Source organism: Selenomonas ruminantium subsp. lactilytica TAM6421 (genome assembly GCF_000284095.1).
In the GTDB taxonomy this organism is placed as follows: Bacteria; Bacillota; Negativicutes; order Selenomonadales; family Selenomonadaceae; genus Selenomonas_A; species Selenomonas_A lactilytica.
In genome coordinates, this window is sequence record NC_017068.1 from 2,122,461 (window position 1) to 2,144,228 (window position 21,768).

Genomic DNA, 21,768 nt, shown 5'->3' on the forward strand with positions numbered 1-21,768 from the left:
TAAGAATCGCTCCTGTCCATCCGTATAATCTGTACCTATTATACGACATTGCAGCGATTTTACAAAATGCAAAATTCCATGATCCCTTTTCATGGCTGCGCACTCTTCCTTGCGGACTCGTAAGCCTTTATACACCGGGACAGACATTCCAGTAAAATATCCGGCTCCACGGGTTTTGTCAGATGATCGTTCATCCCTGCCTGCCGGGAGGCCACTACATCCTCCTGAAAGGCATTGGCTGACAGGGCAATGATGGGCACCATGCCGGCATCTTTCCGGAAAAGCTGCCGAATCCGTGCCGCTGCCGTGAGCCCATCCATTACCGGCATGCGGATATCCATCAAAATGGCTTCGATATGGTATTCCGGTGACTCAACAAAGCGCTTTATCCCCTCTTCCCCGTTCTCTGCCGTCACCACCTGCATGTGATTCATCTCCAGGATTGTGGTGACAATCTCCCGGTTCAGCTCATTATCCTCACAAACCAATACCTGCCGGTTGTCCAGATTGATTTTCTCATTTACTTCGTCTTTATTCTCATGGCGCTGCCCTTTTACCCGGGCAAAGCTGACTTCCACAGTAAAGGTCGTCCCCTTTCCCTGCACGCTGTCTACTGCAATCGTGCCGCCCATCAACGTCAAAAGCTCCTTGGCAATAGAAAGCCCCAGCCCCGTGCCCTGCACGCCCTGGGCTGACAAGGCATTTTCCTGTTCAAAGGGCATAAACATCTTGGGAATGAATTCCGGCGACATGCCTATGCCGCTGTCCTTTACGGTAAAACGGCAAAGGCCTTCATGTTCATCACAGGACAAAACTTCTCCCAGGAGCCAAACATCGCCCCCCTCGGGGGTGAACTTCACCGCATTGGACAGGAGGTTCAACAGCACCTTGGACAATTTCAGCCGGTCCACCTGCACAAAGCCCAACTCTGCCAGGGCTAACCCTATATGGAAATGAACCTTCTTCTGCTCGGCCGACGAGCGGATTGCCGTGATCAGCCGCTCCAGCATGCGATCCGCCTCCACTACCTCCAGATCCAGCTGCTTTTTGCCGCTGCCAATGCGCGACAGCTCCAGGGTATCATTGATCAGATCCTTCAACAGGGAACCTGCGGTTATGATTTTTTGCAGATACTCCCGCATTTTTTCGATGTCATCTGTTTTACTGGCCAGCTCGGCAATCCCCAAAATGCCGTTCAATGGCGTGCGCATATCGTGGCTGACGTTGGAAAGGAAGGCTGTCTTGGCCCGATTGGCACTTTCCGCCCGCTCCAACGCCTGCTGCAGCTGCTCATTGAGCCTTTCGGCCTGCTCCTGCCGGCGGATTTCATCGGTAACATCCTCAAAGCTGCCCACGAGCCCCACGATCTTGCCATTTTCAATCAAGGGGCTTTTGCTGGCCACAATATCCCGCATTTCCCCGTGACTCATACATTGTCCATGCACCCGATAAGTCGATTCACCAAGGTGAATCACACGCCACTCATCGCTTTTGAAGGGCTCCTCCTGCTTATGCCAGCCCATATCTTCATCGTTCTTACCGATAATGACCTTCTCCGAAGGAAATTCGTAATAATCCAAAAAGGCTTTATTAGCTCCCAAAAAACGACGCTCTGCATCTTTCCAAAAAAGCGCCGTCTGGGTAGTGTCAAGGATTTTCTCCAACAATGCACTGGTATGCTCAAATTTTGCCTCCTGCTGCTCATGCTCCCGCCTCTCCTGCGTGATATCCAGACTGGTTATATATTGCAGGATCGTATCATCCGGCAGCCGTTGGCCATAAACCACCGACAGCAACCAGATATAATCCACCATGCCGGGCAGCTTCATGCGGTAACTGAATTGCTGGAATTCATCCGGATTCAGATAGCTGCGCTGCATATAGCGTAAAACCCGCACGAGATCATCAGGATGCACAATCTCACTTGCCGGCATTACTAAGCCATGCAGCAAAGCCTCCCGCGACATTTTGAACGTATGACAAAGTCCTGCAGAAATATGCAGGACTTCCAGAGCATCCGCATGCCTCCGACAAACCAAAACCGGCGCAAAGGCATCCTCAATATTAGCAAATTTATTCTTATAATTGGCTAACATTTGAGCTCCCTCCCGTAATGTTTTAACCATTACCCTATAATTCTGTAGGGAGCAGAAATTTTCCTTCTTTGATATAAATGTCAGCCCACAAAAAATTTTGTCACCAACCACAGGATGGGAATAGCCACAAGCGTACGTTCCAGGAACACTATAAAGAGACGCTTCACATCCAAACCAACATCACTTTTGACAATGATGCTACCCACTTCTGTCAGATAGATAATCTGTACCAGAGACAACGCCGAGATAAAGAAGCGGATGTTCTCCGGCGCCTCCGCATTCGTGATCAGGGCCGGGATAAACATATCGATGAAACCCACGAGGGTGGCCGGTGCCAGCGTAAAGGCATCCGGAATGCCGATAGCCCACATATAAAGCCCCATAGGATAGGCAATCCATTGAAAGACCGGCGTCTCATTGACCAGCAGCGTACCGATGGTCCCCCAGGCAATCACGATGGGAATCAGGTCAAAGAGAATGCCCACGGCCATTTCCAGCCCGACTTTGACTGCCAAAGACAGGTGAAACTTCGCCGCCCGCTCCAAGGCTGCCGCAATGGCCCAAGCAAACAGCGATGAGCCCTGAGGCACTTCCTCCTTGAGCTGCGGCTCGCCGCGATAATCCTCCGCCACCGTGGCCAGAGGCGCAATGCGCACGCAGAGGACAGCCAGCAAAAGCCCCACTGCCGTAACAGTCAGATAGAGCAGCGGGAAGAGATTGCTCACATGGAGGGTGCCAGCTACCACCATACAGAAGGGAATGGACACCAGCGAGAAATTCGTCATGATCGTGGCCGCTTCCCGGCGGCTATAGTAACCGCTATTATACTGCCCGGCAGTGATCAGTACCGCCGTATTGGAAGAAGCCAGCCAGGAGGCAATCAGGTCAACGGAAGCACGCCCCGGCACATGGAACAGCGGGCGGATCAGCGGTTTGAGCAGAACGCCCGTAAATTCCATGATGCCCGTATCCGTCAAGAAGGGCAGCACAAAACTCAGCGAAAAGGCCAGTGCCACCAAAGTCTGGGACAAACCTACCATGCTGCCGCCCACATCCGCACTGCGCACGCATTCCGGCCCCACCTCTGCCCCCACGCAGATGATGACAAAAAGAGCCACCAGCCGCGTCAGCAGATAGGGCCAGGAAATCGTAAACAATCCGGCCAGCCAGGAACGCTTCGCCACAAAATCCGGCAGATAGAACCGGCTGACCAGCGCGCCCACCGCCGAAAGCGTTACCAGCAGATACAGGAACCAAGGCACATTGGCTGTAATCAGCTTTTCCAGCCATTCCGTCAATACCCCCACCGGCGTGGAAAAGCCATCACCGCCTCCCACGGGGAACAGGAACATGCCCATGCCGAACAAGGCACCGGCCACAAACTTAATCCATGTCATGTATTTTTCCTCACTTTTAATGCATAAATTTACAGCAACACCTATTTTACACCGTTCTTGTCTCCTTGTCACGCATTTTTTGCATTTTTATTCACAAAAACTGTGTCCTGCATTCATCCTGTTCAATTGTCTTACCTGCGATAAACAACCATCACAGACCAAAGTCCTTGTCATTCCTTAGCTGTATCGCCTCGGCAATATGAACCGCCATGATATTTTCTTCGCCAGCCAGGTCAGCTATGGTGCGGGCCACCTTTACAATGCGGTCGTATGACCGGGCGGAAAGCTTCATGCTTTTGAAGGCCTGGGCTAAAAGCGCCTGCGCCTGTGGTTCCAGGATGCAGAACTTCTGCAGCAGAGCATGATTCATCTGCGCATTGCAGAACAGATGATATTTTGCCAGCCGTTGCAGTTGGATTTCTCTGGCCGCCACTACCCGCTGGCGGATCTGCGCCGAGGATTCTGCCTTTTTCCTGGCGGAAAGCTCCTCATATTTCACCTGCGGCACCCGGATATGAATATCGATACGGTCAAGCAGGGGGCCGGAAATCTTCTGGGTATAGCGCTTGATTTCATAGGGCGTGCACTGACAGGTATGGTCCGGCGAACCCGCCATGCCGCAGGGACAGGGATTGGCACTGGCAATCAGCACAAAACTTGAGGGAAAGGTCACGGATGCATGCACGCGGGAAACGGTTATCTGACGGTCCTCCAATGGCTCCCTAAGGACTTCCAACGCCTTTTTGCTGAATTCGGGCAGTTCATCCAGAAACAACACGCCATGATGAGCCAAGGTGACCTCGCCGGGACGAGGCACGCTGCCGCCGCCAATCAAAGCCGTCATGGAACTGGTGTGATGGGGGCTGCGAAAAGGCCGCTCCTTAATCAGTCCATGACCGGTCAGCAAGCCTGCAATACTGTAGATTTTCGTCACTTCCAAGGCCTCATCCCTGATCAAAGGCGGCAAGATCGTACTCATCCGCCGGGCCAGCATGGTCTTGCCGGCTCCCGGAGGTCCCACCATCAACACATTATGGCCCCCCGCTGCCGCAATCTCCAAAGCCCGCTTGGCCTGAAACTGCCCCTGCACATCAGCAAAATCATCCTTGAACTCCGGTTCCGCTGCGGTCAACACGTCTGGCTGCGCAGGCAGTAATCGTTCCTGACCGGTCAAAAACTGAACCAGCTGCTGCAGATTATCCAAAGCGTAGACTTCCAGCCCCTCCACCAGCAATGCCTCATTGACATTATCCCTGGCCACAAATATCGCCTGAAAACCTGCCTCCTTAGCTTTTACCGCCATGGGCAAAATTCCCCGGATTCCCCGGCAATCTCCTTCCAAGGACAATTCTGCGGCAAAGAGATACTTATCCAAAGTAGCCGCTGACACAAGACCATAAGCTGCCAGCAGTCCCACAGCGATGGGCAAATCCAAACCGGAACTGTCCTTGCGCACATCGGCTGGAGCCAAATTGACGGTAACCTTTTCCTGTCGCAATTGGATGCCGGAATTGCGGATAGCCGTGCGCACCCGCTCCTTGGCCTCCTTGACCAGTGCATCGGCTAATCCTACTATATCAAAGCCAGGCAGGCCTGCCGCTGCATCGACCTCCACATCGATGATCAGCCCGTCCACCCCCAAAGTCGTAGCTCCAAAAGTTCTCGCAAACATCCAATCCCTCCCAATCTATTGTTCAAAAGCTCCCGCCAGATGATGAATCCGCCATTTACCTTCCGGCAGGGCATAGACTTCGATCACGTCAAAACGGCAGAAACACTTATCCTCTAAATGTTTCTGCCGTAAAAACCAATAGGCGGTCTGAATTATTTTCTTTTGTTTATGAAAATTCACAGCCTGTGCAGGTGTCCCATAGCGAATGCCACGACGGGTCTTGACCTCCACAAAAGCCAGCACATCCCCCTGTCTGGCGATAATGTCAACCTCTCCCACCGGTACCCGGAAATTGCGCGCACAAATCTCGTAGCCATGACGAACCAGAAAATCTGCCGCCACCTGTTCTCCTTGACTGCCCAGGATCTGATTTTTCATATAACTGCCTTTCTTTAATGCGCTATGAAATGCTTAAAGCCGCGGTCCAGGCTTATTTTTCTTGGCCTTCTTGTCAATGCGATACACATAGGCCATAACTTCAGCGATGGCCCGATAGAGTTCCGGCGGAATTTCCCTATCGATCTCCAACGCCATCAACATATTAACCAAAGACTTATTCTGGTAAACAGGAACGGCATTTTTCTGGGCAGCAGCCAGAATATTTTCCGCCACATGGCCGCGGCCTTTGGCAACCACTCGGGGCGCGGTATCCCGCTCCATATCGTATTTCAATGCCACGGCCTGCTGGGGGGCATCGGGGTCCATTTCTATTTCTCTTCTCAGCGGTACCTGCTCATTTTCCATTCCTGTTCACCTGCCTGAGTGTTCCTTCACTGATTCTATTCTATGCCACAAACGTCCATGTGTCAAGGACATATAGACATGTCTTACATAAAACGCCGTTCTCCGACAGCTCCGATCTTCAGCTCCTTTAAACGCAGCTTGCCATCCTTCAGGGAATCACGCAAAGCATCAGCCTCTGCCCGAAACTCGTTGGCTGTCTCTGTGCTGGAGAAAAAGAGCCGTATATCCAGCTGATTTTCCTGATAAACCCGGCAGGTGAGTTCCACCGCTCCGATATTATCCGTCAGCACACAAAGCCTGAGCCAGGTTTCCTTCTTCATTTCCCCAGTTTCCGGATCCTGTTTATTTTCATCATAGACGTGGATATATGCCGGATAAGTGGATTCTTCTCCCATATACATGGGCATCATGAAATTCAAAGACCGCTGACCAGGCACCACGCTGTTATCCCCCGTCATGGAGTTACGCATGGAGAGCACAAAGGCCGCCACATCTTTCCCCGCCCGCTTCAATTGCCGAGCCGTCATCTGCCTGGTATAGGCCATATCGCAAAGCTGCATAAAAGCCCAAAGCCGCGGCAAATCAGGAATATTCTGCTGCAGTGCAGCCTGTTGTATCGTGGCAGGCACATTAGCCTGGCATAAACGGATCAATTGCTGAAGCTGCTGCGCTTCCTTCGCATTCATCAAAGCTTCCTTACCATTGATGAAACTCTGCATCAACAGAGCATCCTTCTGCGTCAGATTGCCATCCTTCAAAAGCATCTGCGCCAAATCCCGCAGGGCATTCATGGTCTGCGGTGTATTTTCCATAGTCTGATTGATCAACTGATCCCTTGCCTGTTGCATAGCCGCCCGTTGTGGCCGCTGCACCTGATCATTTGTGGACAACACCTCACTATCCATATCCTGCTGGATATACTGTGGGCTTTGCATATTGTTCGTCCCCATTGACTGACCAGCGCTATTTTGACCAGTCAGAACTGGTTGCCCCATCATCTGACCGGTTGATATCAATGGCTGGCCTTGCACCATCTGTTGCTGCATTGCTGGCTGTCCATTGACAGGCTGCGGCTGACCCTGCACCGTCTGTTGCTGCATTACCGGCTGACCGTTGACTGGCTGCGGCTGACCCTGCATCACCTGTTGCTGCTGCATTACTGGCTGGCCGTTGACGGGCTGCGGCTGACCCTGCATCACCTGTTGCTGCATTACGGGCTGACCATTGACTGGCTGCGGCTGACCCTGTACCGCCTGTTGCTGCATTGCCGGTTGTCCATTGGCTGGCTGCGGCTGACCCTGCAACATTTGTTGCGACATTGCCGGCTGGCCATTGGCTGGCTGCGGCTGACCCTGTACCATTTGTTGCGGCATTACCGGCTGGCCATTGACTGGCTGCGGCTGACCCTGTACCATTTGTTGCGGCATTACCGGCTGACCGTTGACTGGCTGCGGCTGACCCTGCATCACCTGTTGCTGCTGCATTACTGGCTGTCCATTGACAGGCTGCGGCTGACCCTGTACCATTTGTTGCGGCATTACCGGCTGACCATTGACTGGCTGCGGCTGACCCTGTACCGCCTGTTGCTGCATTACCGGTTGTCCATTGGCTGGCTGCGGCTGACCCTGTACCGCCTGTTGCTGCATTGCCGGTTGTCCATTGGCTGGCTGCGGCTGACCCTGTACCATTTGCTGCTGCATTACTGGCTGTCCATTGACGGGCTGCGGCTGACCCTGTACCATTTGTTGCGGCATTACCGGCTGACCGTTGACTGGCTGCGGCTGACCCTGCATCACCTGTTGCTGCTGCATTACTGGCTGTCCATTGACAGGCTGCGGCTGACCCTGTACCATTTGTTGCGGCATTACCGGCTGACCGTTGACGGGCTGCGGCTGACCCTGCAACATTTGTTGCTGCATTGCAGGCTGGCCATTGACTGGCTGCGGCTGACCCTGTACCATTTGCTGCTGCATTGCAGGCTGGCCATTGGCTGACTGCGGCTGACCCTGTACCATTTGCTGCTGCATTGCAGGCTGGCCATTGGCTGACTGCGGCTGACCCTGTACCATTTGCTGCTGCATTGCAGGCTGGCCATTGGCTGACTGCGGCTGACCCTGTACCATTTGCTGCTGCATTGCAGGCTGGCCATTGGCTGACTGCGGCTGACCCTGTACCATTTGCTGCTGCATTGCAGGCTGGCCATTGGCTGACTGCGGCTGACCCTGTACCATTTGCTGCTGCATTGCAGGCTGGCCATTGGCTGACTGCGGCTGCCCCTGCAACATTTGCTGCTGCATTACTGGCTGACCGTTGACAGGCTGCGGCTGGCCTTGTACTGCCTGTTGTGGCATTGCGGGCTGACCATTTGACTGTTGCGGCTGGCCTTGTATCCCCATTGCTTCGCTCCCCGTTGACGGACGAGGCATAAAGTACTGCACCAGCTGCTTCAGAAAGCCCATAGAATTGCTTTCCCCAGCTGACAAAGCCTGCGTCATTCCCTGGGGCTGCAAGGTAAGCAATAACTGCTGAACCTCTTTGGGCAGTTCCGTAAAGGGCTTATTATCCAATAGCTCAAAGGCCGCCTTGGTCAAAAGTACCGGCTCCAGGGCAGGTCCCTGTTCCGTACTTGCTATGCTCTTCAGATTCGTCAGCAATACCTGCATAGTTTCGCTGACATCCATGCTCATTCCCCGGTCTATGAGTTTCCCCATCTGCGTCAGCATCCGGGAAAAGGAACTGAGCTGTTCCATGGAAAAACGCTGGCTCTCCAAGGTGCTGCCCAGACCTTGCGCCAAAGTCTCCTCCAAGGAAAATGCCTGTTTCATGACGTTTTGGATCAGTTTCTGCAGATCCGCAGGCATTTTTTCCACGGCCTCTGCCTGATTGCTGGAAATTTTGGCCAAAATTCCTGCCATGTCATCAACTGCGGTTTGAATGGCCACATTTGTTTTGGGACTAAATGCCGCAGACGAGCCACCCCCATCTCCGCGACGGCCTATTCCCTCCGCAGCACCGGGGGCCTGCGGTCTGTCTATCGGGCGGATTCCCACATTCATGGAGGCTTCCATTGGCATTTCCCATCACACCTTTTTAAAAAAATAATTGCTGCTTATAGGGGTACTTCAAATTGTGGCTCCACCATGGAGCGAATTGGTTCAAAGGACTGACGATGTATGGGACATGGACCATACTGTCGCAGAGCAGCAATATGTTCCGCTGTTCCATAGCCCTTATGATGCGCAAAACCATATTCAGGATATTCTTTATCATACGCATCCATCAAACGATCACGATTGACCTTAGCGATAATGGAAGCTGCCGCAATGGAAGCTGACTTGGCATCCCCCTTGATGATGGACTGGAACGGAACATCCAGGTTCTCCAGCTTCACCGCATCGATCAGCACCGCCTGTGGCTCCTGCGCAAGGCCAAAGATGGATTCATACATGCCATTGATTGTGGCCTGATAGATATTCACCCGGTCAATAGTCTTGGCATCTACAAAAGCTGCTTTGACCGCGATGGCCTTATCCATAATCTCGTCATAAAGCTCTTCCCGGACCTTGGCCGAAATCTTCTTGGAGTCGTTGATTTTCGGCAGATACAGATCATGGGGCAGGATCACTGCCGCCACAGATACCGGACCTGCCAGCGGGCCGCGGCCGGCTTCATCCACACCAGCCACAAATTCACAGCCTTTCTTCCAGAACTCCCGCTCATAACGGTAGAGAGCCGCTACCCTCTTCCTGTCCTCCTGTTCCCGCTGATAGCGGCGCAGCAGGGTGCCTACGGCCTTGCGGCTGTCCTGCTGGCAGGCGGCTAAAAAATCTTCATCCACCTGCCCCCGGACAAAAAACTCCTCTACTTGTTTTATCGTATAATTCTTTAAATCATTCAATGTTTTTTTCTCCATCTTCTGCGGGAATTTCGTCCAAAGTAACCAGACCAAGCTTTCCTGCCCGGAATTCATTCAGGACGATGTTCTGGGCCTTTTCCAGATCCACCACGCCGCCTTTTACCAGACAGCCACGCTTGCGGCCAATGAGTTCCAGTATTTCCAGGCCATTATCCGGCACATCGTCCTTGAGCTTGAAGCGCTCGGCCAGACGTTCCGGATAATCCCGGCGCATGATACCCAGAAGCAGTGCCGTCACCTGTTCACGGTCATAGATATCGTCATTGATAGCCCCTGTAAAGGCCAATTTCAGCCCCACGGTCTGATCTTCAAACTTCGGCCAGAGAATCCCCGGCGTATCCAGCAGGTCCAGATTCGTGCCAATCTTGATCCACTGCTTAGCTCTCGTCACACCGGGCTTATCGGCAGCCTTGGCCTTTACGGCACCAGCCAGCCGGTTGATCAAGGAAGACTTGCCCACATTAGGAATGCCCAGGATCATGCAGCGGGCTGCTCTGGGCTTTGCCCCTTTGCTGACAAATTTTTCCGTCTTGGGACGGGCCAGATCTTCCGCCACCTTCACGAGCTGCTTCATGCCCTTGCCCTTCATGGAATCAATGGTCACAGCGGGAACCCCCTGCGCCTTGAAATAATCCAGCCATTTCTTGGTGCTGGCACTATCCGCCAAATCCGATTTATTGAGGGCAATCATGCGCGGCTTGTCCTTGATGATTTCGGCCAGCATGGGATTGGCACTGCTCAGGGGAATGCGGGCATCCAAAAGCTCAATGACCACATCCACCAGTTTCAGATTTTCTTCTATCAGGCGCTGAGCCTTTTTCATATGCCCCGGAAACCATTGCAGATTGGGGATATCCTGTTTTTCCATTGTTGTAAAACTCCTTACTGTCTCTTTAATTATGTATTATCCATTGTACCATATTTCCCTGCTGAAAAAAATTTGAAAAAAAATTAAAAATGGTGTTGACATAACGTCCATTATCCCGTATACTAATATTCGTTGATGGCGCGAACGAAGCGAACATCACGGGGGCATAGCTCAGCTGGGAGAGCGCTTGCATGGCATGCAAGAGGTCAGGAGTTCGATCCTCCTTGTCTCCACCATTTTTGCTCCTAACGACCGCAGTTGTGCGGTCTTTTTTATTGCTGATGCGCAAAAGGGACTGTGAAGCTCACAGTCCCTTTTGTCATGCCTGAATATCCACCATCGCGCCCAGATTCGGATCTGCTGCCAGTTCGGCCAGCATCTCCTCCGTAGCCACTTCGGTAGTATCCATAGCTTTCTTGAGAATTGCCACGCCCATATCCTGCATGGCCTGATTCTGATGCATGCTCACCGACAAAGCGGCGATACTCATATCCATTGCCTGCACCTCCCCAGCTGGATGAATGCGCACCTCCTTGTGCTATTCAATATATCGGTAAAAACGAGCCGAAACTTAAGCCCCAAATCCAGGAATACATTGCCAGTCCCAGCCATTTATGTAGCTGATATGTATACATCAAATCAACACTGACAAAAGAATGTGTTTGTGCTATGATGAACTTAATAGAATGTTCTGCTTTTTAAGACAAGGAGGTCTTAACCATGATGGTCAGCCATTATGGAATGTCCACTAAAATCGTGAACATCATGGGCGCACACGCCAGCAAACTGGCCAAACATATGCAGCATCTGTCCACGGGCATGCGTGTTTCCTGTGTGGCAGATGATCCTTCCGGCTGGGCTATCGGTCAACGCATGGACGTGCGGATACGGGGCATTGACCAGGCCTGCCGCAATGCTCAATTTTCCCAAAGCATGCTGAAGGTGGCCGAAGGCGGTATCAATTCCACGATTGACCTGCTGCGCAATCTCAAGGAAAAAGCCATTGAAGCTGCCAGCGACACCTGTACAGACAGCGACCGCCGCACAATACAGAAGCTGTTTGATCAGTATGGCGACCAAATCGATGACAATGCAAATATTACGTTCAATGGGAAAATCCTTTTGGATGGTTCCCTGAATTCCCCTGCCCTGGACACGGCTCAGGTGATGACCAACCAAAGCCTGTCCACAGATACCACTGCCGGCTCCAAACTGACGGACCTCAAGCGGCGGGATGGTGACAGCCTGAACATACTGGCCACCGATACCATAAACCTTTCCTATGTGAAGAACGGCCATACTTATTACGGAAGTTACAGCGCCGGAACTACCACTCTTGCCGATATGCTGACGGAGTTCAACAACATTGATGGAGCGATTTTTGACGCCGGAGCCCTGCAGGATACCAGCCTTATAGGCACTGACTCTGCCGGTAATACCGTCTATACTGCAGACAATGAAAATGCCATTTCCTTCGCTGCCGCTGCCACCGGTCTGGATGGTGCCATCTCCGGCCTTACCATCAGCGTTACAGACAAGGACGGACAGATAAAAAAGTCCGCCACCACAGCCCTCAATGATTTCCACGAAAGCATCGAACCCAGAGACAAACAGTCCAGCGGTCTTTTCTACACCGCCACCAGTGCCGATGCCAACCGGGGCATGACCAGCGCCATCGGCGATATGCGTGGTTATAGTCTCGGAGTTGTCAGCAAGGAAGGCCATGGGCTGGATGTAAGCACACAGAAAAGTGCCAACGCCGCACTCTCTGTTCTGGATCGGGCCCTGGAACGGGCGCTTGCCCAGCAAACCACCATTGGTGCCATGTCCATGCGTCTGGATTACACCATCAGCAACCTGACCACAGAAAGCGAAAATCTCACCGCCGCCATGTCCACGATCCTTGACGCAGATATGGCCAAGGAGATGACAGAATTCACCAAGGAAAACATCCTGCTGCAGGCAGCCCAGGCCATGCTGGCCCAGAACAATCATCAGGCCGGCTGGTTCCTCAGCCTGCTGCAAAGCTAATAGCGTAAATAACGTAAATAAAAAGCAGTGAAAGCCATCTTGTGACTTTTCACTGCTTTTGTTTTATCAGTTTATTTTACAACGATATTCACGAGCTTCTTCGGCACGCAGATAACTTTCACAATGGTCTTGCCCTCGGTGAGTTCCTTGGCACGGGGCAGTTCCTTGACAGCTTCTTCCATCGCCGCTCTGTCAATATCAGCCGGCAGGGTGATGCGGTCTCTTACCTTGCCGTTGATCTGCAGCACGATCTCGATTTCCGCCAGCTTCGTAGCCTCTTCTTCGTACTTCGGCCACTGCTGCTGATGGACGCTGCCTTCACCGAAGAGGTTGCTCCAGAGCTCTTCCGTGATATGAGGAGCAAAGGGAGCCAGCATCTTGATGAGCGCTGCGGCAAATTCACGGGCCAGACCGGCATTGAGTTCCTTATCCTGGAAAGCATAAGCGGCATTGACCAATTCCATGATGGAGGAAATGGCCGTATTGAACATAAAGCGATCGCGGATATCTTCCGTAACCTTCTTGATGGTCACATGGAGCACCCGACGCAGTTCCTTCTCTTCCTTGGTCAGGGCAGCTACATCGTATTCATCCTTACCGGCCTTGACCATATCTTCGAAATGGTCGAGGATACGCCATACGCGGCCCAGGAAGCGGAAAGCGCCTTCGACGCCCTGATCGCTCCATTCCAGGTCACGGTCAACAGGTGCCGCAAACAGGATGAAGAGACGGGCCGTATCGGCACCGTACTTGGCGATGATCTCTTCCGGCGAAACCACATTGCCCTTGGACTTGCTCATCTTGGAGCCGTCTTTGAGCACCATGCCCTGGGTCAGCAGGTTGGAGAAAGGCTCATCGAAGTCCACGAGGCCGGCATCGTGGAGCACCTTCGTAAAGAAGCGGGAATACAGCAGATGCAGGATAGCATGCTCGATACCGCCGATATACTGATCAACCGGTGCCCAATAGTTGACTTTATCCTTGGCAAAAGGAGCCTTGTCATTCTTCGGGTCCGTATAGCGCAGATAATACCAGGAAGAGCAGATAAAGGTATCCATGGTATCCGTTTCGCGCTTGGCATCAGCACCGCATTTCGGGCACTTGCAGTTGACGAAGGCCTCGCTGGTGGCCAGCGGAGACAAAGCGCCACTGTCGAAAGAAACATCCTCTGGCAGACGAACCGGCAGATCTTCTTCCGGCACCAGTACTTCGCCACAGTGCGGGCAGTGGATGACCGGAATCGGTGCGCCCCAATAGCGCTGACGGGAAATCAGCCAGTCGCGCAGACGGTAGTTGACCTTGCGCTTGCCGAAGCCCTGAGCTTCAGCTTCGTCGATGATGCCGCTCATGGCCTTGTGGATTTCCATACCCGTGAACTTGCCGGAGTTCACCAGAACGCCGTCCTTATCCGTGTAAGCCGCATCCATTTCCTCCAGCTTCAGCTCCTTGCCTTTCGGCTGCAGGGTCAGGATGATGGGCAGGTCGTACTTCTTGGCAAACATCCAGTCGCGCTGGTCGCCGGAGGGCACGCCCATGACAGCGCCTGTGCCGTAATCAGCCAGCACGTAGTTGGTCACCCAGAGCTGGGCCTTGTTGCCGTTGAAGGGGTTGATGGCATAAACGCCCGTGAAGATGCCTTCCTTCTCGGATTCGCTGGAGGTGCGCTCCATTTCGGACTGATTGCGGACCTTATCGCAGAAAGCCTTGATTTCGGCAGCCTTCGGGTTGTTCTCGCAGATCTTCTCCACCAGCGGATTCTCAGCGGCCAGGGCCACGAAGGTGATACCATAAGCCGTGTCAGGACGGGTGGTGTAAACGGAAAGCTTTTCTTCCATTCCCTCTACAGGCATCTCGAATTCCAGACCTTCACTGCGGCCAATCCAGTTGTCCTGCATGGTCTTGACGCGTTCCGGCCAGCCCTTGAGCTTGTCCAGGTCCTTGAGGAGCACATCGGCATAATCCGTAATCTTCAGGAACCACTGGGACAGGTCCTTCTTCTGAACCTCGGAGTCACAGCGCCAGCACTTGCCGTCGATAACCTGCTCATTGGCCAAAACCGTACCGCAGGTATCGCACCAGTTGACGGAAGCCTTCTTCTTATAGGCCAGGCCCTTCTTGTAGAAGAGCTCGAAGAGCCACTGGGTCCACTTGTAGTATTCCGGAGTGCAGGTGATGGCTTCCCGATCCCAGTCGTAGGACAGGCCCATGGAACGCTGCTGGCGCTTCATGTTCTCGATGTTGGAGAAAGTCCAGTCAGAGGGTTTTACATTATGTTTGATGGCAGCATTTTCTGCCGGCATGCCAAAGGAGTCAAAGCCCATGGGATGAAGCACATTGAAGCCCTCCATGGTCTTATAGCGGGCCATCACATCACCGATGGAGTAGTTACGGACATGGCCCATATGCAGATTGCCCGAAGGATACGGGAACATCTCCAGTGCGTAATACTTCGGACGGGTCTCGTCCATCTCCGTCTTAAAGGCAGAATCGGCTTCCCATTTGTCCTGCCATTTCTTTTCTATCTCCTGTGGTGAATACTTATCCAAGCTAATCTCCTCCTAATTTGTTTCACAATTAGATGTATTATAACCTACATCAGACTAAATCGCAACCTTTGTTACATTTGTCCACTGGCAATTTCCCTTTGTCTTTCCTGTTCCTCCAGCCATTTACGGCGGGCATCCTGATAGCTCTCGCAAGCCAATGTAAAGCCCTTGCCGGACACCTCGGAAGTATCGGACACGATCATGAAGGCCTGAGGATCATAATGGTCAACGATGGCCTTAACCCGGCTGACCTGCGTCAGGCGGACCACAACGAACAGGACTTCCTTATTCTCCCGGGAAAAGCCGCCCTTGCCATCGAGATAGGTCACACCGCGATGAACATTTTCCATGATTTCCTGACAGATACGCTCTGCCGCCGGAGATACGATGAAAATCGACTTTTCCCGGTTCAGGCCGGCTGCCACACGATTGGTGAGCTCTGCCGTCACATAGATGGATACCAGCGTATAGAGGGCTTCATCCATGCTGAACATCCAGGCTGAAGCCATGACGATAATGAAGTTCATCACAAAGATACAGGTTCCCATATCCAAAGAATAGAACTTCTTGGCCACGGCCCCCAGCACATCCAGACCGCCGGTATTGGCATTGGCCCGGAAGATGATGCCAAAGCCGATGCCCGCCAACACGCCCCCAAAGATGGCATTGAGCATGCCATCCTGGGTGATGTTCCAAGCCACCATAAAATGGGTGGCATCGAGGATCAGGGACAGTACCACCGTGCCCACAATGGTATCCCAGGCATAGAGCCGGCCAAACACCCGATAGGCCAGATACAGAATCGGCAGATTGTAGACGATATTCTGCATACCGACCGGCAACCCTGTCAGATAGTAGATAATCAAGGCAATACCACTGATCCCGCCGGTCAACAGATGGGCAGGGATAATAAAGAGGTTAAACCCCAAACAGACAATCAGCGCCCCCAGGGTAATCTGCAGGTAGCGCAAAGCCTGTTTCATAAACTCGTTCCGCAACATACATTCATTCCTAAAACTTTTTATTTATATTACCGTAAAGAAATCCCGGGATTCCCGATCCGCGATGACTTCCATATTGTATTCGGCCAGTTCCTCGGTCAGCCGCTGGCGCAGGACCTCCACCACCGGGAATTCCGTGGCAAAATGACCGGCATCGATCACATGCATGCCAAGTTCCACAGCCATCTGGGCTTCGTGGTACTTCACATCTCCGGTCACATAGGCATCAGCCCCCATAAAGGCCGCCTTCTGGATAAATTCAGCGCCGCTGCCGCTGCAAAGGGCCACCTTGCGCACAGGACGCTGGCCAGCATGCACCAGCCGCACATGTTCCGTAGGCAGGACATCCCTGACCTGACCGGCAAAATCCTCCACTGTCATGGGTGCAGACAGGCTGCCCATGCGCCCCAGACTTTCCATTGTGCCATCTGCCTCCTGGGACGTAATCACAAAGGTGGATAACCTGCCCAGGCCAATTTTCTCCGCCAATACATCATTGACACCGCCCACAGCGATATCCAGATTGGTATGGGCCGCCGCCACAGCGATATCATGCTTCAGCAGCTGCTGGAGTCTCGCCCCTAACGGCAGATCCGTGCGGATTTTTTTGAGCCCCTTGAAAATCAAGGGATGATGAGCCACAATCATATCCGCACCCTCGCGGATAGCCTGCTCCACCACGCCATCGCTGACATCCAGGCACACGAGGATTTTCCGGATATCCTGATTGAACGCACCGACCAGCAGCCCCGGATTATCCCAGTCCTCCGCCAGCCGTTTGGGAGCAATGCGCTCCAATGCATCCATCACAACCTGACACTTTACCATTTGAGCCGTTCCTCCAAAGCCTTGACACGTCGCTTGATCACACCATAACGGCGATCGCCTTTCGCCCGCTCGCTTTTCTCCATGCCGTTCAGGATGCGGCGCTGCTGGAACAGCAGAGCCTCGATATGATGACGGAGCAGAGGCGGTTTCTTCTTCCAAAGCTTCGGCCCCACCAGCAGGTCGAGCCCCGAGGGTTTCTTACGCTCCCCCTTCTCCGCCTTGATGATTTCGTAAATGCGGCCATCGTCGATGACGAGATTCTCGTCCACGATATGCCATGCATGGTCATAAAGCCATTCCCGCAATTCCGGCGCGCCATTCATGGGCTGGAGCACCAGCGTCTCGAGCTGCTCCGTCACAGCCGGCTGAGCTTCCAATATGGTATTCATCAGGATGCCGCCCATACCGGCAATGCAGATGGTATCCACCTCTCCGGGCTGCAACACGGCCAGTCCGTCGCCCATGCGTACGGAAATCTGTTCCTCACCGATGGCATTTTCATGCACCGTGCGTTTCGCCGCCTCGTAAGGGCCACGGTTCAAATCCCCAGCCACTACAAAATCAGATTTGCCCTGCTGGATAAGTGCCACAGCCAGATAGCCATGATCCGTGCCGATATCCGCCACCCGGCTTTTCTCCGGCACGAAATCAGCCAGGGCCTGTAATCTGTCATCCAAATGCATAAGAATGCCTCCCTTCTATCTTAAATGATTCCCTGTTGCTGTTCACTGCCAAGATGCGCCGTACTGTTCAGCAATTCTACCGTAGGCGCAGCATCGGCATCATATCGCACGATATTCACCGCCGTGTTGAACTGGCGGATGCTCCAAAGGTACTGCAAAGGCATATGCAGCGCTGCCGTCAATAGCGTGCGCAGTACTGCACCATGGGCCACAATGACGATGGTCTGCCCCTCATGTTTGGCCACAAGCTCCTCCAGCCTTGCCGAAGCCCGTTTCTGCACGGCGGGAAAATTCTCACCCTCGGGAATCTCCAGGATATCCGGATGCTGCAGGAAATTGCCCATAGCCTCCGGCCATTTGGCCACGATCTGCTCATAGGTCAGCCCTTCCCACTCCCCGAAGCTGATTTCCCGGAAAGCAGGTTCTGCCTGCACTGTCAGGCCGAAGCGAGCCGCGATGGTCTCTGCTGTCACCATCGCCCGCTGCAGATCACTGGCATAAATCGCATCTATCTTCTTCACAGGGAAGTTTTCCGCCAGCTTCGCCGCCTGCTCTTTCCCGGCGACGGTAAGCTGCACATCCGACTGCCCCTGATAACGTCCATTCACATTCCATTCCGTCTGTCCATGACGGACAAAAATAACCTTTGTCAAACTACTGCCTCCAATGATTTCAGCATCTGTTCATTTTCCTCCCGGGTGCGCACCGCCAGGCGAATGTATTGCTGGCCCTCAAGCCCCGCATAGTTGGCACAATTGCGCACCAAAACGCCCTGCCTACGCATCCGCGCCGTAAGTTCATCGCTGGTCAGGCCCGTATCTGCCACCCCCGCCATAATAAAGTTCACGCTGGGTTGCAGCGGGCATATGCCCCGGATCTCACCAAGTCTGGCATAAAGCCAATCCTTCTCCTGCTGCACGAACCTGCGGCTCTCTCTATGATACTCCTTTAAGCCCAATGCCGCAACACCTGCTGCCTGTGCCAGACTGTTGACATTCCAGACATCCCTGCCCTGCTCCAGCCGCTTGACCAACGCCTCATGACCACTGGCAAATCCGATGCGGATGCCGGGCATGGCATAAAATTTCGTCAGGGAACGCACCACCAACAGATGGCGATACTCACCGACCAGATCCCGGACAGTATATTGTTCCTGCTCCGGCAGGAAATCCAAAAAGGACTCGTCCACCACGGTCCAGATGCCACGCTCTTCCGAAAAAGACAAATAAGCGGCCAACTGCTTCCTGGTCAATAATTTTCCGGTGGGATTGTTGGGATTGCCCAGGAAGATGCAATCCACCTGCCCCAATTCCTGTTGCAAGCGATCAATATCCACCTGGAAATCCTCAGTGGCCCGCAATTGGGCAAAGACGATTTCTGCCCCCACGGCCTCTGCCGCCCGCTGGTAATCGCTGAAGGAGGGCACTGGCAGCCCCACCCGTTTTGGTCTGATCATATGCAGCAGCAGGTAAAAAAGCTCTGCGGCCCCATTGCCCAACAGCAGCTGCTCCTGCGGCAAACCATAATGACTGGCCAGCGCTGCCTTCAGTTTCCGTGCCGCAGGATCTGGATAATGCACGATTCCATCGATATTTTGGGCAATGGCCTGCCTGACCTCCGGCGCCAGCCCTAAGGGGTTGATATTGGCCGAAAAATCCAGCCATCTGCCCCCGACAGGCGGCGCCGTATAGATATTGCCCCCATGCTCAAATTTCTCCATCGTGATGCCCCCGTTTTTTCCCGTAATCTGCACATTGCTGCGCGAAACTTGCGGCCGCCTCCGGACAGCCGGCAAAATGCAGATGCAGGTAACTGCCCAAAGCGTGATTTACCTGCTGGCCTGCCGGATATCTGCTATCGTTCCGCAGTTTCCGGAATACAAAGGGCGCCATATCCGGCTTCACCGGTTCCCGCTCCGTGGAAAAATGGAATTCATGGCCTTTCAGCTTTACGCCGGCCTTCCCCAACAGAGAATCCTGCTGCAGTTCCGCCTCCACATAGCCGACCATCTGCAGTTTTTCCTTCATCACCGCCTGTCCGGCAAACACGCCGGCCATCTCATAAACCTGCCCGGCGAAATCCTGCAGGGATTCCAGCAAATACATATAGCCGCCGCATTCCGCCAACATGGGCATCCCCGCCTCGGCCTGCTGGCGTATTTCCCTCCGCAGGTCTGCATTGGCCATCAGTTCAGCAGCAAACATCTCCGGAAAGCCCCCGCCGATAAAGAGGCCATCCACATCGGGCAAGGCCTTGTCATGCAGGGGACTGAAGGGCACAATCTCCGCCCCCTGCCGCTCCAACACCTTGATGCTGGCGGGATAGTAAAAGGAAAAGGCCTCGTCCCGGGCGACGCCGATACGGCATCTATGGGCATTTTCCCTGCTTTCCGTCACAGCCACCGGCAATGGTGCTGCCTTGCGGGCTAAAACCAGCAGTTTATCCAGCTCCAGGCTCTTGCCCACGGCCTGCCCCATATGATCAATCAGTTCCCGTTCCTGATTTTCCTCCACCGGCAGCAATCCCAGATGACGTTCCGGCATATGCAGGGTTTCATCCCGATGCAGGGCGCCAAAGACTTCCATGCCGATTCCTGCCATAGCTTCACGGATCATGGCTTCATGGGTTGCCGAACCCAGGCGGTTCACGATAACACCAGCCAGCTGCACCTCTTTGTCGTAATCGCGGAATCCCTGGGCAATGGCCGCCGCCGAAGCCCCCATGGACTTGGCATCGATCACCAGCAGGACCGGAGCCTGGATCAGTTTGGCAATCTCAGCCGTAGAACTGATGCCCAGCCGCCCACCATCATAGAGCCCCATAACCCCTTCAATGATGGCAATATCCGCATCTGCCGCCTCCGTGGCCAGGATTTCCGGCAACACCTCCGCCGGCGTCAGCCAGCTGTCCAGATTATGGGCAGGACGGCCACTGGCCAGTGCATGATAGCCCGGATCGATATAATCCGGGCCAGCCTTGAAGGATTGAACCTGCAGCCCCTTTTGCCGCAGAGCCGCCAACAGCCCCGTAACAATGGTGGTCTTGCCTGCGCCGGACTGCGTAGCCGCAATGACCAGCCGTGGTATATTCTTCAACGTCTTCATAATCTTTCAACCTCCACCCCGCCGGAACGCAAATTGACCAGCTCCATAAATTCCACGCCTGACTGACGGGCAATCGCAGCAGCCCGGCGGCGCAGCTCAGCATCTGCTATGCCGCTGCCCCATAACAGGCCAAGTACAGTACCGCTATGGGCGGCATTGATCCCCAAGGCGCCGGCTTCTTTCCCCAGCTGCCAGACCTTGGCCAAATCTTTTTTATAGAGCAGTTCCTGATTGCCAAAGGCACTGCGCGTGGCGGCCTTAGCCAAAAGTTCCGCCTGACACAGTTCCATGGCCTGCCGAAAATCCGCCAGCAATGCACTGCTGCCAGCTTCCCTATCGTCAGCCGCCGACCTTTCCTGATGGAAGGAGCAGGTATCCACCGTCCCCCCTGTATCAAACATGGTGATACGGATTGCAGGCAGTCGGTCATAACGGGCCAGCACCCGGCCATTTATATGATCCATAAGCACGATGCCCGGATAGAAAATGCCGTCCGTGGGCTCGATCTGCGTGGCAATATCCATAATGAACTGCGGCGACCATTCTTTTTGCAGGGCTTCCAGCACCGCTGCCACCACCGCGGCAATATCTGCACTGGAAGACGCCATGCCCTTCCCCTGGGGAAGTTCCGAACACAGCTGCAAACCGTACGGAAAATCTTCATAACCCAATGCCTGTAAGGTCAGCTTCAGCGCCTGCTGAGATTTATCCCCCAGCCCTGTGATGCCTGAAAACTGACTGCTGACTTTCACCGTCGTATAGCGGTCAATGGGGCAAGTTCCCAAAAAGTCCCCGCCATTTGCCCGGCCCTGCACCAATTCCCCACAGGAACCGGGAACGCGCACCATCAATTCCATAAGTCCCACATCCGTTTTCCACTTG

General features: G+C 53.7%; 18 protein-coding genes and 1 tRNA gene. 2 read left to right on the plus strand and 17 right to left on the minus strand.

What is annotated here, in order from left to right; all coding sequences use genetic code 11:
- Positions 1 to 89: 89 nt before the first annotated feature.
- The 8 genes from SELR_RS17830 to ylqF form a co-directional block, all read right to left on the minus strand.
- Positions 90 to 2,096, minus strand: a complete 2,007-nt coding sequence (locus SELR_RS17830) for an ATP-binding protein (protein WP_014425192.1) — start codon at positions 2,094 to 2,096, stop codon at positions 90 to 92.
- Between the two features lie 80 nt (positions 2,097 to 2,176).
- Positions 2,177 to 3,493, minus strand: a complete 1,317-nt coding sequence (locus tag SELR_RS10430) for a YjiH family protein (RefSeq protein ID WP_014425193.1) — start codon at positions 3,491 to 3,493, stop codon at positions 2,177 to 2,179.
- 151 nt (positions 3,494 to 3,644) lie between these two features.
- Complete coding sequence (locus tag SELR_RS10435; protein WP_014425194.1) at positions 3,645 to 5,165, minus strand: YifB family Mg chelatase-like AAA ATPase; 1,521 nt, start codon at positions 5,163 to 5,165, stop codon at positions 3,645 to 3,647.
- A gap of 15 nt (positions 5,166 to 5,180) precedes the next feature.
- Entirely contained in the window at positions 5,181 to 5,543 is a 363-nt protein-coding gene (locus SELR_RS10440) for a YraN family protein (protein ID WP_014425195.1), read from the minus strand.
- Between the two features lie 33 nt (positions 5,544 to 5,576).
- Entirely contained in the window at positions 5,577 to 5,909 is a 333-nt protein-coding gene (locus tag SELR_RS10445; protein WP_014425196.1) for an EscU/YscU/HrcU family type III secretion system export apparatus switch protein, read from the minus strand.
- An 83-nt stretch (positions 5,910 to 5,992) separates the two neighbouring features.
- Entirely contained in the window at positions 5,993 to 8,983 is a 2,991-nt protein-coding gene (locus SELR_RS17835; protein ID WP_158645807.1) for a mediator complex subunit 15 domain-containing protein, read from the minus strand.
- 35 nt (positions 8,984 to 9,018) lie between these two features.
- Complete coding sequence (rnhB, locus tag SELR_RS10460) at positions 9,019 to 9,807, minus strand: ribonuclease HII (RefSeq protein WP_014425198.1); 789 nt, start codon at positions 9,805 to 9,807, stop codon at positions 9,019 to 9,021.
- Entirely contained in the window at positions 9,800 to 10,693 is an 894-nt protein-coding gene (ylqF, locus tag SELR_RS10465; protein WP_014425199.1) for a ribosome biogenesis GTPase YlqF, read from the minus strand. Before ylqF ends, rnhB begins: the two co-directional genes overlap by 8 nt.
- 160 nt (positions 10,694 to 10,853) lie before the next feature.
- Between ylqF and SELR_RS10470 the strand changes: the two genes are divergently transcribed.
- Positions 10,854 to 10,929 (plus strand) — tRNA-Ala (locus SELR_RS10470).
- 83 nt (positions 10,930 to 11,012) lie between these two features.
- Here the strand turns inward: SELR_RS10470 and SELR_RS10475 are convergent.
- The gene (locus SELR_RS10475; protein ID WP_014425200.1) at positions 11,013 to 11,189 is read right to left on the minus strand and encodes a YjfB family protein; all 177 of its coding nucleotides are present in this window, start codon (positions 11,187 to 11,189) and stop codon (positions 11,013 to 11,015) included.
- A gap of 224 nt (positions 11,190 to 11,413) precedes the next feature.
- On the opposite strand from SELR_RS10475, the gene SELR_RS10480 reads away from it, so the two are divergent.
- Positions 11,414 to 12,724, plus strand: a complete 1,311-nt coding sequence (locus SELR_RS10480) for a flagellin N-terminal helical domain-containing protein (RefSeq protein WP_014425201.1) — start codon at positions 11,414 to 11,416, stop codon at positions 12,722 to 12,724.
- Positions 12,725 to 12,795: 71 nt separating this feature from the next.
- Here SELR_RS10480 and leuS read toward each other — a convergent pair whose 3' ends face one another.
- From leuS to SELR_RS10520, 8 genes are all read right to left on the minus strand, one after another.
- Entirely contained in the window at positions 12,796 to 15,270 is a 2,475-nt protein-coding gene (gene leuS, locus SELR_RS10485) for a leucine--tRNA ligase (protein WP_014425202.1), read from the minus strand.
- A 71-nt stretch (positions 15,271 to 15,341) separates the two neighbouring features.
- A complete protein-coding gene (locus SELR_RS10490; protein WP_041914387.1) occupies positions 15,342 to 16,271 on the minus strand; it encodes a YitT family protein in 930 nt (309 codons plus the stop codon).
- Positions 16,272 to 16,295: 24 nt separating this feature from the next.
- Positions 16,296 to 17,099, minus strand: a complete 804-nt coding sequence (locus tag SELR_RS10495) for a Nif3-like dinuclear metal center hexameric protein (RefSeq protein ID WP_014425204.1) — start codon at positions 17,097 to 17,099, stop codon at positions 16,296 to 16,298.
- Positions 17,093 to 17,782, minus strand: coding sequence for a tRNA (adenine(22)-N(1))-methyltransferase (locus SELR_RS10500; protein ID WP_014425205.1), 690 nt, complete (start codon positions 17,780 to 17,782; stop codon positions 17,093 to 17,095). Before SELR_RS10500 ends, SELR_RS10495 begins: the two co-directional genes overlap by 7 nt.
- A 20-nt stretch (positions 17,783 to 17,802) precedes the next feature.
- Positions 17,803 to 18,435, minus strand: coding sequence for a histidine phosphatase family protein (locus tag SELR_RS10505; RefSeq protein ID WP_014425206.1), 633 nt, complete (start codon positions 18,433 to 18,435; stop codon positions 17,803 to 17,805).
- Positions 18,432 to 19,502, minus strand: a complete 1,071-nt coding sequence (cobD, locus tag SELR_RS10510) for a threonine-phosphate decarboxylase CobD (RefSeq protein WP_014425207.1) — start codon at positions 19,500 to 19,502, stop codon at positions 18,432 to 18,434. Before cobD ends, SELR_RS10505 begins: the two co-directional genes overlap by 4 nt.
- Positions 19,489 to 20,886: a cobyrinic acid a,c-diamide synthase CobB gene (locus SELR_RS10515; protein WP_014425208.1), complete on the minus strand. Its 1,398-nt coding sequence runs from the start codon at positions 20,884 to 20,886 to the stop codon at positions 19,489 to 19,491. Before SELR_RS10515 ends, cobD begins: the two co-directional genes overlap by 14 nt.
- Entirely contained in the window at positions 20,883 to 21,743 is an 861-nt protein-coding gene (locus tag SELR_RS10520) for a GHMP family kinase ATP-binding protein (RefSeq protein WP_014425209.1), read from the minus strand. The genes SELR_RS10515 and SELR_RS10520 overlap by 4 nt, the downstream gene beginning before the upstream one ends.
- Between the last annotated feature and the right edge of the window lie 25 nt (positions 21,744 to 21,768).

Bases quoted from the DNA above. Each gene is read 5' to 3' on its own strand.
- SELR_RS10430 (WP_014425193.1), bottom strand. From the start codon at position 3,493: ATGACATGGATTAAGTTTGTGGCCGGTGCCTTGTTCGGCATGGGCATG.
- SELR_RS10475 (WP_014425200.1), bottom strand. From the start codon at position 11,189: ATGGATATGAGTATCGCCGCTTTGTCGGTGAGCATGCATCAGAATCAG.
- SELR_RS17830 (WP_014425192.1), bottom strand. From the start codon at position 2,096: ATGTTAGCCAATTATAAGAATAAATTTGCTAATATTGAGGATGCCTTT.
- SELR_RS10500 (WP_014425205.1), bottom strand. From the start codon at position 17,782: ATGCATTTGGATGACAGATTACAGGCCCTGGCTGATTTCGTGCCGGAG.
- cobD (WP_014425207.1), bottom strand. From the start codon at position 19,502: ATGGAGAAATTTGAGCATGGGGGCAATATCTATACGGCGCCGCCTGTC.
- SELR_RS17835 (WP_158645807.1), bottom strand. From the start codon at position 8,983: ATGCCAATGGAAGCCTCCATGAATGTGGGAATCCGCCCGATAGACAGA.
- SELR_RS10445 (WP_014425196.1), bottom strand. From the start codon at position 5,909: ATGGAAAATGAGCAGGTACCGCTGAGAAGAGAAATAGAAATGGACCCC.
- SELR_RS10515 (WP_014425208.1), bottom strand. From the start codon at position 20,886: ATGAAGACGTTGAAGAATATACCACGGCTGGTCATTGCGGCTACGCAG.
- SELR_RS10480 (WP_014425201.1), top strand. From the start codon at position 11,414: ATGATGGTCAGCCATTATGGAATGTCCACTAAAATCGTGAACATCATG.
- SELR_RS10520 (WP_014425209.1), bottom strand. From the start codon at position 21,743: ATGGAATTGATGGTGCGCGTTCCCGGTTCCTGTGGGGAATTGGTGCAG.
- SELR_RS10490 (WP_041914387.1), bottom strand. From the start codon at position 16,271: ATGTTGCGGAACGAGTTTATGAAACAGGCTTTGCGCTACCTGCAGATT.
- SELR_RS10495 (WP_014425204.1), bottom strand. From the start codon at position 17,099: ATGGTAAAGTGTCAGGTTGTGATGGATGCATTGGAGCGCATTGCTCCC.
- SELR_RS10435 (WP_014425194.1), bottom strand. From the start codon at position 5,165: ATGTTTGCGAGAACTTTTGGAGCTACGACTTTGGGGGTGGACGGGCTG.
- ylqF (WP_014425199.1), bottom strand. From the start codon at position 10,693: ATGGAAAAACAGGATATCCCCAATCTGCAATGGTTTCCGGGGCATATG.
- SELR_RS10440 (WP_014425195.1), bottom strand. From the start codon at position 5,543: ATGAAAAATCAGATCCTGGGCAGTCAAGGAGAACAGGTGGCGGCAGAT.